General features: G+C 61.6%; 10 protein-coding genes and 1 tRNA gene. 6 read left to right on the top strand and 5 right to left on the bottom strand.

The annotated features are described in order from the left end of the window. A complete protein-coding gene (gene scpA, locus HF955_RS11395) occupies positions 1-2,160 on the bottom strand; it encodes a methylmalonyl-CoA mutase (protein ID WP_291075250.1) in 2,160 nt (719 codons plus the stop codon). Then, the gene (locus tag HF955_RS11400) at positions 2,157-4,079 is read right to left on the bottom strand and encodes a methylmalonyl-CoA mutase family protein (protein ID WP_291075251.1); all 1,923 of its coding nucleotides are present in this window, start codon (positions 4,077-4,079) and stop codon (positions 2,157-2,159) included. Before HF955_RS11400 ends, scpA begins: the two co-directional genes overlap by 4 nt. 126 nt (positions 4,080-4,205) lie before the next feature. On the opposite strand from HF955_RS11400, the gene HF955_RS11405 reads away from it, so the two are divergent. After that, a complete protein-coding gene (locus tag HF955_RS11405; RefSeq protein WP_291075252.1) occupies positions 4,206-4,427 on the top strand; it encodes a hypothetical protein in 222 nt (73 codons plus the stop codon). 119 nt (positions 4,428-4,546) lie between these two features. Here HF955_RS11405 and HF955_RS11410 read toward each other — a convergent pair whose 3' ends face one another. Beyond that, positions 4,547-5,722: a glycoside hydrolase family 43 protein gene (locus tag HF955_RS11410; protein ID WP_291075253.1), complete on the bottom strand. Its 1,176-nt coding sequence runs from the start codon at positions 5,720-5,722 to the stop codon at positions 4,547-4,549. Between the two features lie 185 nt (positions 5,723-5,907). Between HF955_RS11410 and HF955_RS11415 the strand changes: the two genes are divergently transcribed. The 4 genes from HF955_RS11415 to glpK all read left to right on the top strand — a co-directional run bounded on the left by HF955_RS11415 (position 5,908) and on the right by glpK (position 9,433). Beyond that, entirely contained in the window at positions 5,908-6,903 is a 996-nt protein-coding gene (locus tag HF955_RS11415) for a nitronate monooxygenase family protein (protein WP_291075254.1), read from the top strand. Positions 6,904-7,024: 121 nt separating this feature from the next. After that, a complete protein-coding gene (locus HF955_RS11420) occupies positions 7,025-7,444 on the top strand; it encodes a D-Ala-D-Ala carboxypeptidase family metallohydrolase (RefSeq protein WP_291075255.1) in 420 nt (139 codons plus the stop codon). Then, positions 7,432-7,899, top strand: coding sequence for a hypothetical protein (locus HF955_RS11425; RefSeq protein ID WP_291075256.1), 468 nt, complete (start codon positions 7,432-7,434; stop codon positions 7,897-7,899). The genes HF955_RS11420 and HF955_RS11425 overlap by 13 nt, the downstream gene beginning before the upstream one ends. 52 nt (positions 7,900-7,951) lie before the next feature. Continuing rightward, entirely contained in the window at positions 7,952-9,433 is a 1,482-nt protein-coding gene (gene glpK / locus HF955_RS11430) for a glycerol kinase GlpK (RefSeq protein ID WP_291075257.1), read from the top strand. 90 nt (positions 9,434-9,523) lie between these two features. On the opposite strand, the gene HF955_RS11435 is transcribed toward glpK, so the two are convergent. After that, a complete protein-coding gene (locus HF955_RS11435; RefSeq protein ID WP_291075258.1) occupies positions 9,524-11,542 on the bottom strand; it encodes a prolyl oligopeptidase family serine peptidase in 2,019 nt (672 codons plus the stop codon). Between the two features lie 295 nt (positions 11,543-11,837). Here HF955_RS11435 and HF955_RS11440 point away from each other — a divergent pair, with 295 nt between their 5' ends. Next, complete coding sequence (locus tag HF955_RS11440) at positions 11,838-14,828, top strand: TonB-dependent siderophore receptor (protein ID WP_291075259.1); 2,991 nt, start codon at positions 11,838-11,840, stop codon at positions 14,826-14,828. Positions 14,829-15,010: 182 nt separating this feature from the next. On the opposite strand, the gene HF955_RS11445 is transcribed toward HF955_RS11440, so the two are convergent. Further along, a tRNA-Thr gene (locus HF955_RS11445) sits at positions 15,011-15,085 on the bottom strand. Between the last annotated feature and the right edge of the window lie 65 nt (positions 15,086-15,150).

Raw genomic sequence — 15,150 nt, forward strand, 5'->3', positions numbered from 1 at the left:
CTATTCCGCCGCCGTTTTCGTGCCGTCGTCTCCGTCCAGAACTTCCAGCATGCGGATGGCGCTGTCGGCGATGACGGTGCCCGGCGGGAAGATGGCAGAAGCGCCAGCGGCGTAGAGCGCGTCGAAATCCTGTGGCGGGATGACGCCGCCGACAATGATCTGCGTATGCGCCGCGCCTTCATTGCCCAGTGCGCGTTTCAGTTCCGGCACCAGCGTGAGGTGGCCCGCCGCGAGCGAGGAGGCGGCGACGATGTCGACCCCGGCCTTGCGGGCGTCGGCGGCGGCTTCTTCCGGTGTCTGGAAGAGTGGGCCGATCTCGACATCCCAGCCAAGGTCCATCAGCGCGGAGGCGACAACCTTCTGTCCCCGGTCGTGTCCGTCCTGGCCCATCTTGGCGATATAGACCTTCGGCTTGCGGCCATGTTTCTTTTCGAAGTCTGCGGCGAGGGTCGCGGCGGCCTCGGCCTTGTCGTCGCCCTTCACGCCGCCGCCATAAACGCCCTTGATGGAGCGGATGACGGCCTGATGGCGGCCCTGGCTGCGCTCAACGGCTTCGGAAATCTCGCCCACCGTCGCCTTGGCGCGGGCGGCGTCCACGGCCAGCGCGAGCAAATTGCCCTCGGTGCCAGCGGCGGCCTTGGCAATTGCGTCCAGCTTGGCGGTAACCTCTGCCTCGTCGCGTTCGGATTTCAGGCGGGCCAGCTTGTCCAGCTGCATGCGGCGCACGGCGGCATTGTCCACCTTCAGCACGGGGACGTCTTCTTCCTCATCCAGCAGGAATTTGTTCACGCCGACCACGGTCTGCGTGCCGCTGTCGATGCGCGCCTGCGTATTGGCCGCAGCCTCTTCGATGCGCAGTTTCGGCAGGCCTTCCTCGATGGCCTTGGCCATGCCGCCCATCTTTTCGACTTCGGCGATGTGGGCGAGCGCCTTTTCGGCAAGGTCATGCGTCAGGCGTTCGACATAGTAGGAGCCGCCCCACATGTCGATTGTCTGGCAGGCGCCGCCTTCCTGTTGCAGGAAGAGCTGCGTGTTGCGGCTAATCCGGGCAGAGAAATCCGTCGGCAGCGCGAGCGCCTCATCGAAGCTGTTCGTATGCAGCGACTGGGTCTGGCCGCCCGTGGCCGCAATGGCTTCAAGGCAGGTGCGGATGACATTGTTGTAGACATCCTGCGCGGTCAGGGACCAGCCGGAGGTCTGCGAGTGTGTCCGTAGACTGAGGGATTTCGGGTTTTTCGGGTTGAACTCTTCCTTCACGAGTTTTGCCCAGAGCAGGCGTGCGGCCCGCATCTTGGCGACTTCCATGAACGTGTTCATGCCGATGGCCCAGAAGAAGGAGAGGCGCGGGGCAAACGCGTCCACATCCAGCCCGGCGGCGACACCCGCGCGTATGTATTCGATGCCGTCGGCCAGCGTGTAGGCCAGCTCCAGATCGGCAGAAGCGCCCGCTTCCTGCATGTGATAGCCGGAAATCGAGATCGAGTTGAATTTCGGCATGTTCTGCGAGGTATAGGCAAAGATGTCCGAAATGATCCGCATGGACGGTTTGGGCGGATAGATATAGGTGTTCCGCACCATGAACTCTTTCAGAATGTCATTCTGAATGGTTCCGGCGAGCTTTTCCGGGCCGACACCCTGTTCCTCGGCGGCGACGATGTAGAGCGCGAGGATCGGCAGCACCGCGCCATTCATCGTCATGGACACCGACATCCTGTCCAGTGGAATGCCGGAGAAGAGGGTGCGCATGTCATAGATGGAGTCGATGGCAACGCCCGCCATGCCGACATCGCCGGACACGCGGACATGATCGGAATCATAGCCGCGATGCGTCGCCAGGTCGAACGCGACCGAGAGGCCCTTTTGCCCAGCGGCAAGGTTGCGGCGGTAAAAGGCGTTGGAATCTTCTGCTGTCGAGAAGCCTGCATACTGACGAACCGTCCAGGGCTGGTTCGTGTACATGGTCGGGTAAGGCCCGCGTCCGAACGGGGCAAGGCCCGGATAATCGTCCAGAAAGTCCAGCCCCTTGCGATCATCGGCCGTATAGGTGGATTTTACCTCAACGCCTTCCGGCGTTTCCCAGTCATCGCCGAGTTCCGGCGCTTTTGCCTTCGCGTCTGGCGTGCCGAGATCGAGCTTTGTGAAGTCGGGGAAATTGGTCATTGGGCCACTCCCAAATTTGCGTGGGCGAGTTTCAGCGTGTGCAGCACATCGCAGCCCATGAAGATGTTGGAATCGATGCTGTCGCCTTCGAACTTGCCGGCGAGCCAGATATGCAGTGCGCCAGCAGCTTTCAGCGCCTTGGCGGTCTCGGCGGCTTCCTCCTCATAGCGCGCATCGGCGCCGCAGATGCAGGCGATCTTGCTGCCGGAGGCCTTGAAGGCGGCAGCGGCTTCGGATGGGGATTGCGGCGGCACGGGTGGCTGGGTCGCCTCAAGGCCGCCAGCAGCGAACAAATTGCGGGCAAAGTCGGCGCGGGCATTGTGTTCGGCCAGCGGGCCGAGCGTCGCCAGGAAGATGCTCGGGCGCTTGGGCGCCGCGCTCGCCGCATCGCGCAGGGCTTCATAGTCTTCCGCAAGACGAATGCGGGGCAGGGCTTCGGCGGTGGCATCGCCCTCGTCTGCGGGCAGGTCAGCCGTCACGAAATGCGCAAAGCCGTCGTTCGAGATGCCCTCCTTCGGCGTGAGGGAAGGCGCGTCCGCGACCGGCGCGGCGATCTCGTCGAGCAGCGGGAACTCGCTGACGCCCGTGATCGGAACCTTGCGTTTGGCAATGTCTTTGGCGCGCGCCTCGCGCTTCTCGGCGATCCGTTTCTGGAAGATGCCGGCGATCAGGGAGTCGGCATAGCCGCCTTCGGCTTCGAGCGTCTGGAATTCCTTCCAGGCCGCTTCGGCCAGATCGTCCGCAAAGGATTCGGTAAACCAGGCGCCGCCGGTCGGGTCTGCCACGCGGCCCAGCTGGCTTTCCTCCATGGCGATGATCTGGGTGTTGCGCGCGATACGCCGGCCCAGTTCTTCGGGAATGCCGATGGCTTCATTGAACGGGCGGATCGTCAGGATATCGGCGCCGCCGACTGCGCCGGCAAAGGCGGCGGCCGTGGTGCGCAACATGTTCGTCCACGCATCATAACGGGTCAGCATGCGGGCCGAGGAGACGGCCTGCAGCCGCATGGGTTGTGCGTCCTGTCCGAGCGCGTCCAGCACCCGTGCCCACAGGCGCCGCGCGGCGCGCAGTTTGGCCACGCCCAGACCGTAATTGCCATCAAGGGCGATCGCGAAACTCATGCGCGGGATCAGCGCGGAAATGTCTGTCCGGTTGTCCAGCCGGCGCAGCGTGTCCACGGCGCAGGCGATCAGCGCGGCGAGTTCCTGCGCGTCCGAGCCGCCGGCCTCATGCACCATGCGCGCATCGATGCGGATCAGGCCCGCGTCCGGATAGGCCTTGGCGAGGCTCGTGGCCGCTGCCGAGAGGCGTGCAAAGGCAGCGTTCAATCCACCGGTCAGCTTGCCCGTGCGGGCAAGGCAACCGAGTGGGTCCATGTTGAACTCGAATTTCTGGCTGGCGGGAGTGTCCTGTTCCTGTCCCCACAGGCCCAGCAGCGTCGCGGCGGTGACGCCGGAGCCTGCGCCATGGTCCAGCGCGATGGGGGCAATGTCGGCGCGCAGGCCGTTCAGCGCCGTCCGGAAATCCTCCAGCGTCGTGATCTGGATGCCATGGGCACCCGTGCAGTCGAGCTTCAGTTCGACCGACATGACCCCGCGCTCCAGGTCCCGCAGGAGTTCCTCATTGGTCGCTTCCGGTGAGGGGTGGGCAAAGGCCTGCCGGATGTCCCAGGGCGCAAACCGGTCCGGCGCTGCCGTCGGCCCGCGCAGGAAGGGCGCCGCCCCCGGCGTGCCCAGCGGGTCCGTTGCGGCGGGAAAATCGCTTTCCCGGTAAAGCGGGTGGATTTCCAGCCCGTCCACGGTCTTGCGCGTGATGGAATCAATGCCGCGGCCCTTCAGGACCTTGTCGACGCTGGCGAGCCATTCGGCTTCGGTCGCGTCGGGAAACCCGCTGCTCAGGGGAAGGAGATCGTCTGCCATGCCGGGGATTTAGTCCGAACCGGGGGCGCTTGTGAACTGCTAACGAAAGGTCAAGGACACTTGGTCGCTTGACTCCTGCGCAAGACTCCATGAGAATGAGAATTGTTCGCAAATAAGGCTCGTGTCATGTCTGCCAAGCTCTTGCCGTTCCGATCCGCTGCCGCACTGTCCTGCGACCGGTTGAAACGCGCTGAAACGCAGCGAGACGCGATGCACACCCATGCACAGGTTTCGGGCTTCTGGCTGGACCGTCTGATCGCGACGGGAGACCCGGAAGACACAGTTTCCATGCTTCATCGCCAGCAAAGCTGGCTGGCCATGATGCAGGACCGGCTGGCCGGGGGATGAGGGATCCCTGGCCAGCCGGAAGTCCTCTCCACTGCGAGGATCGGATCGGTCGCGCAAACTGAAAAGCCGGTGCAGATCTCTCCGCACCGGCTTCTTTTTGTTCAGGTTTTCAGATTTGCCTAGTCGCCCGGCATCGGGTCGACCGGCTCGATCGTGCCGTCTTCATTGAGCGTCAGTTCGGCGATCTTCACATTGCGCAGATGGCTTTTCCCGCTCAGCTGCACATCATGATAGGCCAGATAATACTGCCCATCATGCTCGAAGATCGAATGATGGTTCGTCCATCCCTCAACCGGCTGGTTCACGACGCCCTGATAGGTGAACGGGCCATAGGGGCTATCCCCGGTCGCATACACGATCAGATGCGTGTCGCCGGTGGAATAGGAGAGGTAGTATTTGTCACCGATCTTGTTGACCCAGGCGGCTTCGAAGAAGCGGCGTGCATGGTCCTTCGCCTTGATGGGCTCGCCATTTTCGTCGAGAATCATCACGTCCTTCGGCGCTTCCGCAAAGGACACCATATCGTCAGCCATCTGGGCGATTTTCGGCATCAGGGCAACATCGTCCGGCTGGCCGGCCTCGTCCTCGCTGGTCAGGGGGTCGTCATTGACGAGATCGGTGTTCAGGGTCGGGTCGGGATTGTATTCGCCGGTTGCCCAGCGCTGCAGCTGGCCGCCCCAGATGCCGCCGAAATACATGTAGTATTCCCCGTCCGTATCCTCGAACACGCTGGGGTCCATCGAGAAGGACCCCTCGATTGGCTCGGGCTCGGCAACGAACGGGCCGGTCGGGCTGTCTGACACCGCCGCACCGATAAAGAACACGCCGTCAGCATCCTTGGCCGGGAAGTAGAGATAGTATTTGCCATCCTTGTGCGCGGCATCCGGCGCCCACATCTGCTGCGCCGTCCAGGCCACATCGTCAACATCCAGCGCGACATCATGAATGGTCACCTCGCCGCCGACTTCATCCATGGACAGGACGATATAGTCGCGCATCGCATACTGGCTGCCGAGGTCGTCTTCAGGGATGCCGGCGTCGTAATCGTGACTTGGATAGACATAGATGCGGCCATCGTCCCAAACGTGCACCGACGGGTCCGCGGTGAAGATTTCGGAAACGAGCGGCTGGTTCAGATATTTGGACCCCGCCGCTTCCGCATCCGCCGCATCAGCCGTCTCGACTGGCGGGTCGGCGACTTCGGTCTCGGTCACCGGCGTGGCCGGTTCGCCAGAGCAGGCAGCTGCCGCCATCAATATGATAGCGCTACCAAAAATCAGTCTGGATTTTCGCATTCCGTTTTCTCCCTCGGACACAATCTCTGTCATTGTCGTGAATTGCGGGGCAGTCTGGCCTGAAGCGCAGTTCAGGGCAAGGGGTGTCCGCAACGTCACGCCTTGCCCAACATGGATCAATCGCTAGTTTCCGTTTACGTAAACGACGTTGTTGTCAGACGTCAGTCTCAGGTGAGGAAACTTTCATGGCATTGCCCCCCATTCTCCAGAATCTGCGCCTGCCGGTCATCGGTTCGCCGCTGTTCATCATTTCCAATCCCGATCTCGTCATTGCCCAGTGCAAGGCCGGGATTGTTGGCAGCTTTCCGGCGCTGAATGCGCGCCCGGAACACGTGCTGGACGAGTGGCTGGACCGGATCACGACCGAACTGGCCGAATACAATGAAAAGAATCCGGACCGGCCTGCGGCCCCGTTCGCAGTGAACCAGATCGTCCACAAGACCAATAACCGCCTCGATCATGACGTGGAAATGTGTGTGAAGTACAAGGTGCCGATCGTCATCACCTCGCTCGGCGCCCGTCAGGAAGTGAATGATGCCATCCATTCCTATGGCGGCATCGTCCTGCATGACATCATCAATGTGGTCTTCGCCCACAAGGCACTGGAAAAGGGGGCCGACGGCCTGATCGCGGTCTGCACCGGAGCCGGCGGCCATGCCGGCACGCTGTCTCCCTTTGCGCTGATCCAGGAGATCCGCCAGTTCTTCGACGGGCCGCTGGCCCTGTCCGGCTCCATCGCCAATGGTGGTGCCATTGCTGCGGCACAGGCCATGGGCGCGGACCTGGCCTATATGGGGTCCGCCTTCATTTCCTGTCACGAGGCCAATGCGGTCGAAGGCTACAAGGACATGATCGTCGACTCCAAGGCAGGCGACATTGTCTATTCAAATCTGTTCACCGGTGTTCACGGCAACTATCTCGCCCCCTCCATTGCCAAGGCGGGGCTGGACCCGAACGATCTGCCGGAAAGCGATCCGAGTGCCATGAATTTCGGCTCCGGCGGCAATCAGGAAGCCAAGGCCTGGAAAGACATCTGGGGCTGTGGCCAGGGAATCGGCGCCATCGAAAAGCGCATGTCCACGGCGGAATATGTCGACCGGCTGGCCCGTGAATACGATGAAGCCCGCGCCGCTCTGGCCAAGCGGCAGGCATTCGGCCAGGTACCCGTGGCGGCGGAGTAATCGAGCCCAGTCCCCGCCCAAAACCTTCACGACGCCCCTGAAATCCCCGTGGTTTCAGGGGCGTTTTCCATTGCGCACCGGAATGAATCCGGCGGAGCGTGCGCCATGTCAGCCTTTGCGCATGCTGATCCGATCCGTTTCCCTGTTCGACACAACCGGCTGGTGCTGGCCGCATTTCTCGCCGAGAGAACTTGCCTGCAAATGTGGCGGCCGGTTCTGCGACGGTGAGTACTGGCATGATCCGTCATTCCTGGACGCGCTCGAGGCGCTGCGCAGGCGCGTGGGGCGGCCGCTGATGGTCAATTCGGGTCATCGGTGCGCGGGATGGAACGCTGAAATCGGCGGCGCACCGCAGTCCCGGCATCTCGAAATTGCCGTTGATATTTCCCTGATCGGGCATGACCGGTTCATTCTGCTGGCAGCGGCCGAGCAACTCGGCTTCACCGGCATCGGCCTTGGCCGGAACTTCCTGCATCTGGATCGCCGCCTGCAACCGGCACGCTGGTACTACAAGAGGAGCCGGTCATCATGGCGGAACTGATCGGTCTCGCTGCCAGCGCAGCGGGCGGCGGCGTGTTCGGCCTGCTTGGCACGGTCATCGGACGCGCAGCCGGATATTTCGAACAGCGCCAGACGCAAGCGCATGAACGGGCGCGCTGGTCACACGAGGCACATCTCGCCGGATTGCAGATGCAGGCAAGGCGCGAAGCCAGCGAGGCCGCGGCCGACCTGGCCGATGCAAAGGGACGCTGGGAGGGGCTGGCCGCCTCGATCCGGGCCGAGGCGGCAATCGGCGACAGCTACGCCTGGGTCAACGCCGTGCGGGCACTGACCCGGCCGGTACTGACCCTGCTCCTGTGGCTGATCACCTGGCTGGTCTTCCTGGCCTCGCCGGCCGCCGAGCAGGCGAAGATTGTGGAGACTGCCACCTTTGCCGCCACGGCGGCGACGCTCTGGTGGTTCGGGGATCGCGGCGCACAGCGTACGCTGCGTTGACCGCCGGGCGCGCGCCGGTCCATCCTGTCCCGAACACAAGAGGGCAGGCGACATGGGCGACTATATTCTCGTCATTGATGAGGGCACCACATCCACGCGGGCGATCGTGTTCGACCGGGACCTGACAGAGGTCGCGCTGGCGCAGGAAGACATTCCGCTGGCCTATCCGGATGATGGCTGGGTCGAGCAGGATGGCGAGGAGATCTGGGACAAGACGCTGGCCGTCTGCCGCGCAGCGATTGCCGACGCCGGGGGTGTGGACCGAATTGCCGGCATCGGCATCACCAATCAACGCGAGACGACGCTCGTCTGGGATCGTGCCAGCGGCGAACCGGTTGCGCCGGCCATCATCTGGCAGGACCGACGAACGGCGCAGACGTGCGAGCGGCTGAAGCAGGCCGGACATGAGGCGGAGGTTCAGGAGGAGACAGGCCTGCTGATCGATCCCTATTTCTCCGGCACCAAGATCGGCTGGGTCCTGGACAATGTGGACGGCGCCCGCGCCCGCGCTGAAGCGGGGGAACTTGCCTTCGGCACCGTGGAGAGTTTCCTGATCTGGAAACTGACCGGCGGCGCGTCCCATGTGACCGATGTGACCAATGCGTCGCGCACGCTGCTCTACCGGCTCGGGCTTGGCGGGCAAGGCGGCTGGAGTGACCGGATGTGCACCCTGCTGAATGTGCCCGGCGCGATGCTGCCGGAAATCCGGCAGAACGCGGACGCATTCGGCATCAGCGATGCGGCCCTGTTCGGCAAGGCGCTGCCCATCCTGTCGGCGGCGGGGGACCAGCAGTCGGCCCTGGTGGGGCAGGCCTGTCTGGATCCGGGGACGGCCAAGATCACCTATGGCACGGGCGCTTTCCTGGTCGCCAATTGCGGGGACACGCGACCACATTCCGCCAATCGCCTGCTCGGCACGGTCGGCTATGAAGTGCCGGGACGGGGGGCGATGGCGCTGGAAGGCTCGATCTTCAATGCGGGCACGATCGTGCAATGGCTGCGCGATGATCTCCGCCTGATCGAGGATGCTGCGGAAAGCGCGAAAGTGGCAGCCGGCCTGCCGGGCAATGGCGGCGTCTACATCGTGCCGGCCTTTACCGGTCTTGGCGCGCCGCATTGGGAGCCCGATGCGCGTGGAACGATGACCGGAATCACCCGCGCGACCACGGCGGAACATCTCGTGCGGGCAGGGCTGGAATCCGTTGCCTACCAGACGCGGGATCTGCTCGACGCGTTCGAGGCCGATGGCGTGGCCATCAGGGAGTTGCGGGTCGATGGCGGCATGGTGGCGAATGACTGGCTGATGCAATTCATCGCCGATATCTGCGAGCGCCCGATCCTGCGGCCGGACTATCGCGAAATGACGGCCTTGGGGGCAGCAGCCCTCGCGGCGATGCAGCTGGGCTGGCTGGCGCCGGACGACTGGGCGAGGCGCCCCGTGCCGGGCACACGGTTCGAGCCGCAAATGGAAAAGACCGCCTCGGCCCGCCTTCGCCGCGGCTGGGCCACCGCCCTGCGCAAGACCCTGGCCTGACCCTCCGTCCGATCCCGTTTCAGACTACTCCCAAGAAAAAAGGGCGGACCCGAGGGTCCGCCCTTTCTGATTTGAACTGCGGGCAGTGACCTACATGCCGCAGGTCGTGTTCAGGAAGGTCTCGATCTCTTCCAGCACCCGTTCCTTGTGTTCCGGCAGCCATTTCACGCTTTGGTGACCCATCTGCTTGAGTTCAATGAACTTGCTTCCTGGCTGCTTGTTCTTGATCGCATTGTAGAATTCGCGGCTGTGGAAGATCGGAACGCGGACGTCATAATCACCATGATAGATCAGGATCGGAATGTTGATCTTGTCCGTGTTCTGCATCGGGTCCATGCCCTTCACGGTGTCGCCCTGGAAAATTCTCTGGATGCGGTTGTCACCCCATTCATTCGAAAGCTTCGCCAGGTTTGAAACGCCCGCGCCGGCAATCGCGCACTGATACGGGCTGTTCGGACGGACCGAGGCGGCAAAAGCGGCGAACCCGCCATAGGAGTAGCCGTGGATGGCAATCTTGTCGGCGTCGACATAGCCATTATCGACCAGCCATGCTGCGCCGTCATCCTTGTCGTCCTGCATCTTCTGGCCCCATTCCTTGTCGCCGGCAAGCCAGAGTTCACGACCCCAACCCTGGCTTCCGCGATACTGGGGTTGCATGATGACATAGCCGCGGCTTGCGAAATACTGGGTCCAGCCCGAACTGTCGAAGCCGGCGGAGTCACGGGCCCAAGGGCCGCCATGAGGCACGATGATCGCGCCCTTGGCCTTGTCGCCCTCTTCGTACCCGGCAGGCAGGGTGATGATGGCCGGAATCTTCATACCATCACGCGCGCTGTAATAGACGAATTTCGACTTGCCGAGATCCTCTTCCTTCAGCCAGGGACGCTGCGATCCGATGACAGCTACCTTGGCCTTGTCGACCAGGAGGAAATAGGCGGGGGCCATGTTTGCGGCGCTGACCGTGAAGAGAACACGGTTGCGATCGGCTGTGTAGTCGTTCAGCACGACATTCTTGCCCGGGAAGGCCGCATCAAGGCCATCCTGAATGCTCTTCATCTCCGGATCGATCCAGTAGGTTTCCTGAACCGGGCCATTGTAGGTGAAGCCGAGGATCTTGCCGAAATCCTGTTCTCGGTTCGAGAAGATCATGCCGGTGGAATCAAACTCCGGGTGCGCAAACACCGGGTCGTCGCTGAACGTGTCCGTGTTGGCATCATAGAGGTAGACCGATACCTTGTCGTCGAACTTGTTGGTCGCGACGTAATAGTTCCGCGAGCCTTCCTGCTTGCCGACGACTTCCATCGTGTATCGGTTCGCAATCTCGGTTGTCAGGGCAGGCTCGGATTCGAAACCGCCTGAGCCCGACGGCAGACTGATATACTGACGCCAGGCACCATCCTCGAATTCCAGTTCCGTGCGGGCCACAGGCTCGCCCGTGCGGCTGCTGATCTCGATCTGCTGGGTGTTGCTTGCCTTGAACAGGAATTTCTCGCGGCCATTCGACAAATCATGCTCGAAATAGCTTGTGCCATTCTTGGTGGTGGCGCGGGAAATCACGATCTTGGTCGGGTCGAGTGGCAGGATCGACTGGATCTGCGTTTCGCCTTCCAGTTCGAAACAACGCAGCATCATCTTGTTGGCGCCAACTTCAGCGCGGCCATCGGGCAGGTCATCAATTTTCTTGATGCGCTCATCGCCCATATAGACTTTCTGGAGGTATTTCTTGGTCGAGCCGGTTGTCTTGCCTTCGCCGCACCCTTCAAGTGCGCCGATATAGGGTTGGACCGTAAACCAGAGAGACTTCTTGTTCTTGAGCGCGCTTGCTGCGTAGAACTTCGTCTTGCCGGACGATGGCGTAATATTGGACGGAACGAGCGGCTTGCTTGTATCGATGTCCCCGCTCAAATCCCAATAGGCTGCTGCGCGCTGATCCCCGTCATTGGTAGGGTCAGCGATCACGCCCACCAGCATGTCCCCTTCAAGAGACATGGATACACTGGAAACAGACGGGTGTTTGGCGAAATCCTCGGCCGAAACGGGATCCGCCTGTGCCGTGAATGCCCCCGCCAGCGCGCTGATCAAACCAGCCGCCAGAATGCGATTGCGCATCAATACTATCCTCCGAAATTGCTGCATTTACTATTTAAGCCGTGAGGCACACCGTCAAGCATTCGATGCACCGACGCGACAAAGCTGTTGCGTCACATTTTCCGCACGAGGCATGAATGTGGCGAAAAAAACACAGTAGGGCGGCAGAAACTGCCTCAGGCCTGAATTTTATGTCATGAAATCTTGTCAGTTCTGCAACCGGCGTTCAACGTAACTGCTAGGCCTGCTGTGATTGCGGGTGCTGGGTGGAAAACACCGGGCTTAGGTGAGAAAACTTATTTCAGGGGAAATACTGATGAACAAAAGACTGTTCCGTCGGTCGGTCTTCGGCAGCGTCGCTATTGGCGCGCTCGTCGTTTCCGGCGCGGCTTCCGCCCAGGACGCGGAGGATAACTCCGACGACGTTCTGGAAATCATTGACGAAGCACCGCAAGAGGAAGCGCGTCAGGAGAAAATCGTTGTGACCGGCTCGCTGCTGGCACGCGACGAATTCTCGTCTTCGTCTCCCATTCAGGTCATCACCGCTGAAGTGGCGACTCTGGAAGGCCTCGTCGACACGGCTGCCCTTCTTCAGGGCTCTTCGCTGGCATCTGGCTCGACCCAGCTGAACAACACGTTCCAGAACTTCGTCACCAATGGTGGTGTTGGTACGCAGACCCTCGACCTTCGCGGTTGTGGCGACACGCGCACACTGGTTCTGGTTGACGGCAAGCGCCCAGGCCCGGCCGGTACGCGCGGAGCTGTGTCCGCCCTCGACCTGAACGTCGTTCCGCAGTCCATCATTTCCCGCGTCGAGATCCTGAAGGATGGCGCCTCGACGATCTACGGTTCGGACGCTGTCTGCGGCGTGGTGAACATCATCACCCGTGACGAAGTCGACGATCTCGAGCTGAACTTCAACATCACCCAGCCTTTCGAGGAAGGTGGCGAGCAGTACACGGCCAGCGCAGCCTGGGGCTTCGAGCTCGGTGACAATGCCGACTTCACCCTGTCCGCTGAATACCGCCTCTCCGAGGAACTGGACACCAGCCAGCGCGATTACCTGTCCTGCCCGCGGGACCTGGTCCGTGATCCGTCGACCGGTCGTCTTCTGGATCGTCTCAATTATTCCGCAACGGCAACCGACCCGCGCGTCAATTGTAACAACCTGTACCACAACACGGTCATCGACGCCTTCTCCGGCGAGCGCCTCATCCCGTCCCCGGACGGCACGACGGGTGCAACGATCTTCGGTGGTTCGATCCCGGGCTATCGTCCGCGCATCGGTACGGGCTATCTCGAAAATGGACAGCCTTACTACGAAGACATTCTCGACGCGCCGTTCCTCGACAATGAGGACTTCATCCCGCGCAACGAGAACCTCTCACTGTTCGGTACGGCAGACGTGGTCCTCGGTGGCGTCACCTGGGATACGGAACTGCTGTTCAGCCGTCGTGAAACCGAAATCGAGGGCTGGCGTCAGTTCTTCCCGCGTGTCGGTTCCGCAACCAACCCGGCCGGCAACAACCCGCTCTACGGTTACATCAGCGACCCGACCTACACGAACCAGATCAACTCTCTGGCTCAGCCGGTCATTCCGTTTGCAACCGAAGACAAGGTCACGGTTGACTACTACTACGGTGCAACCTCGTTCTCCGGCGGCTTTGCTCCGGGCTTCCTGGACGACTGGTCCTGGAAACTCGACGCGACCTACACCCGTGGTGAAGGTACGTATGAGGGTAACGAGATCCTGACCTCGAAATCGGGTGACTGGAACTTTGATGGCGTTGACTACGACAATGATGGCGTCGTCGACCTGATCGCACCGCCGACAATCGACCTGCTCGATCCGGAAGTGCTCGACGGTACGCGTCAGGCTGAACTGCAGGCCGCCATTGGTGGTTACCAGTCCGGTGAGACGATTTACGAGCAGACGACCTTCACGGCCGTTGTTGCTGGTGAACTGTTCGAACTGCCAGCTGGCCCGATCGGTCTCGGCCTCGGTGCCGAATACCGCGAATTCAGCATCGACGACACGCCGGGTGAACTGACCCAGTCGGGCGACATCTGGGGGTCTTCGACCGCTGGCCCGACCCGCGGCGAAAACAATGTTGCTGAACTCTTCGCAGAAGTCGAAGTGCCGGTCTTTAAAGGCCAGCCTTTCGCTGAAGACGTCACGATCAACGCCTCCGTGCGTGGCTTCGAATACGACATCGGCGGTTCCGACTCGATCTACAAGGTCGGCGTGAACTGGCAGGTCAACCCGATCTTCCGGGCCCGTTCGAGCTTCGGTACGTCCTACCGCGCACCGGCCCTGTTCGAACTGTTCCTGCAGGACCAGACGGGCTTTGTGTCCCAGACCTCGATCGACCCGTGTATCAACTGGGGTGACTCGACCAACCAGAACATCCGTACGAACTGTGCAGCCGCAGGCATTCCTGACGACTTCGCAGGTGCCCTCGGTGGTTCTGCCCTGATCACGACCTCTGGTGGTGGCGACCAGCTCGAATCGGAATCCGGTGAAACCTTCACCGCCGGTATCGTTCTGACGCCGACCTTCGCGAACCTGAACATCGCGATCGACTACTATGAAGTCGAAATCCAGGATCAGATCACGAGCCTGTCCGGTGCACAGATCGTTGGTGGCTGTTACGCAACCACGACCTTCCCGAACGATTTCTGTGACCTGTTCGAGCGGGCCCCGGCAACGGACCTGACCCCGTTCCAGCTGGACAACATTCAGGCGCTTACCCTGAACGTCGACTCCCAGCAGCAGCGCGGTATCGACCTCGAAGTGCGTTATGAAGAAGACTTCAACTTCGGCACGCTGACCGTTGAGAGCTCCGTCAACTGGGCCCTCGAGCGTTACATCAACGTGTTCGGTTCCGACTTCGTGTCCGGCGTGGAAGACAACGACTTCAATGGCACGATCGGCTATCCGAGCGTTGTCGGTGACTTCGACATCCGCCTCGACCGCGGCGACTGGACCTACTCCTGGTTCACGACCTTCATCGGCCGCCAGGACGACAACCGCTACTTCGCGGACGACCTGAACGAGCCGTCGAGCTACTTCGGTCTGGACGGCCAGTACAAGGTCTTCACGGAAGCTCAGTTCCAGCACGGTGCGTCCGTTCGCTGGACGGGTGACACCTGGTCCATCACCGGCGGTATCCGCAACATCTTCGATGAAGCACCGCCGCAGGTCTCCGACATCATCACGACCAGCGCCGGCAACACACCGCTCAGCGCAACGGCATACGACATTCGCGGTCGCCGTGCCTTCGTGAGCGTGTCCAAGACCTTCTAAGGTCGGACCTCTTCAGAATGCGAAAGGGCGGACCCTCGGGTCCGCCCTTTTTGCATTGCCAGGCAGGGAGTAAGCGTGTCGCCGCAGCGCCGAGCAGCAGGGCGGGCGTGGGCGCGCCGCAATGCCCCAAAGGCCCGGATGAGGGCGTCTGGTTCAGATGTCCGAAATGTCTGGGGGCCTGCTGGTGCCGCGAGGGAGAATTGAACTCCCGACCTCATCATTACCAATGATGCGCTCTACCACTGAGCTACCGCGGCATTGCAGGAATGGAAAGCGGGCTTTAGCTTATGCGGGCACACATGAAAAGACCGTTTTGCCGCGA

The organism is Hyphomonas sp., from assembly GCF_017792385.1.
Taxonomy (GTDB): Bacteria; Pseudomonadota; Alphaproteobacteria; order Caulobacterales; family Hyphomonadaceae; genus Hyphomonas.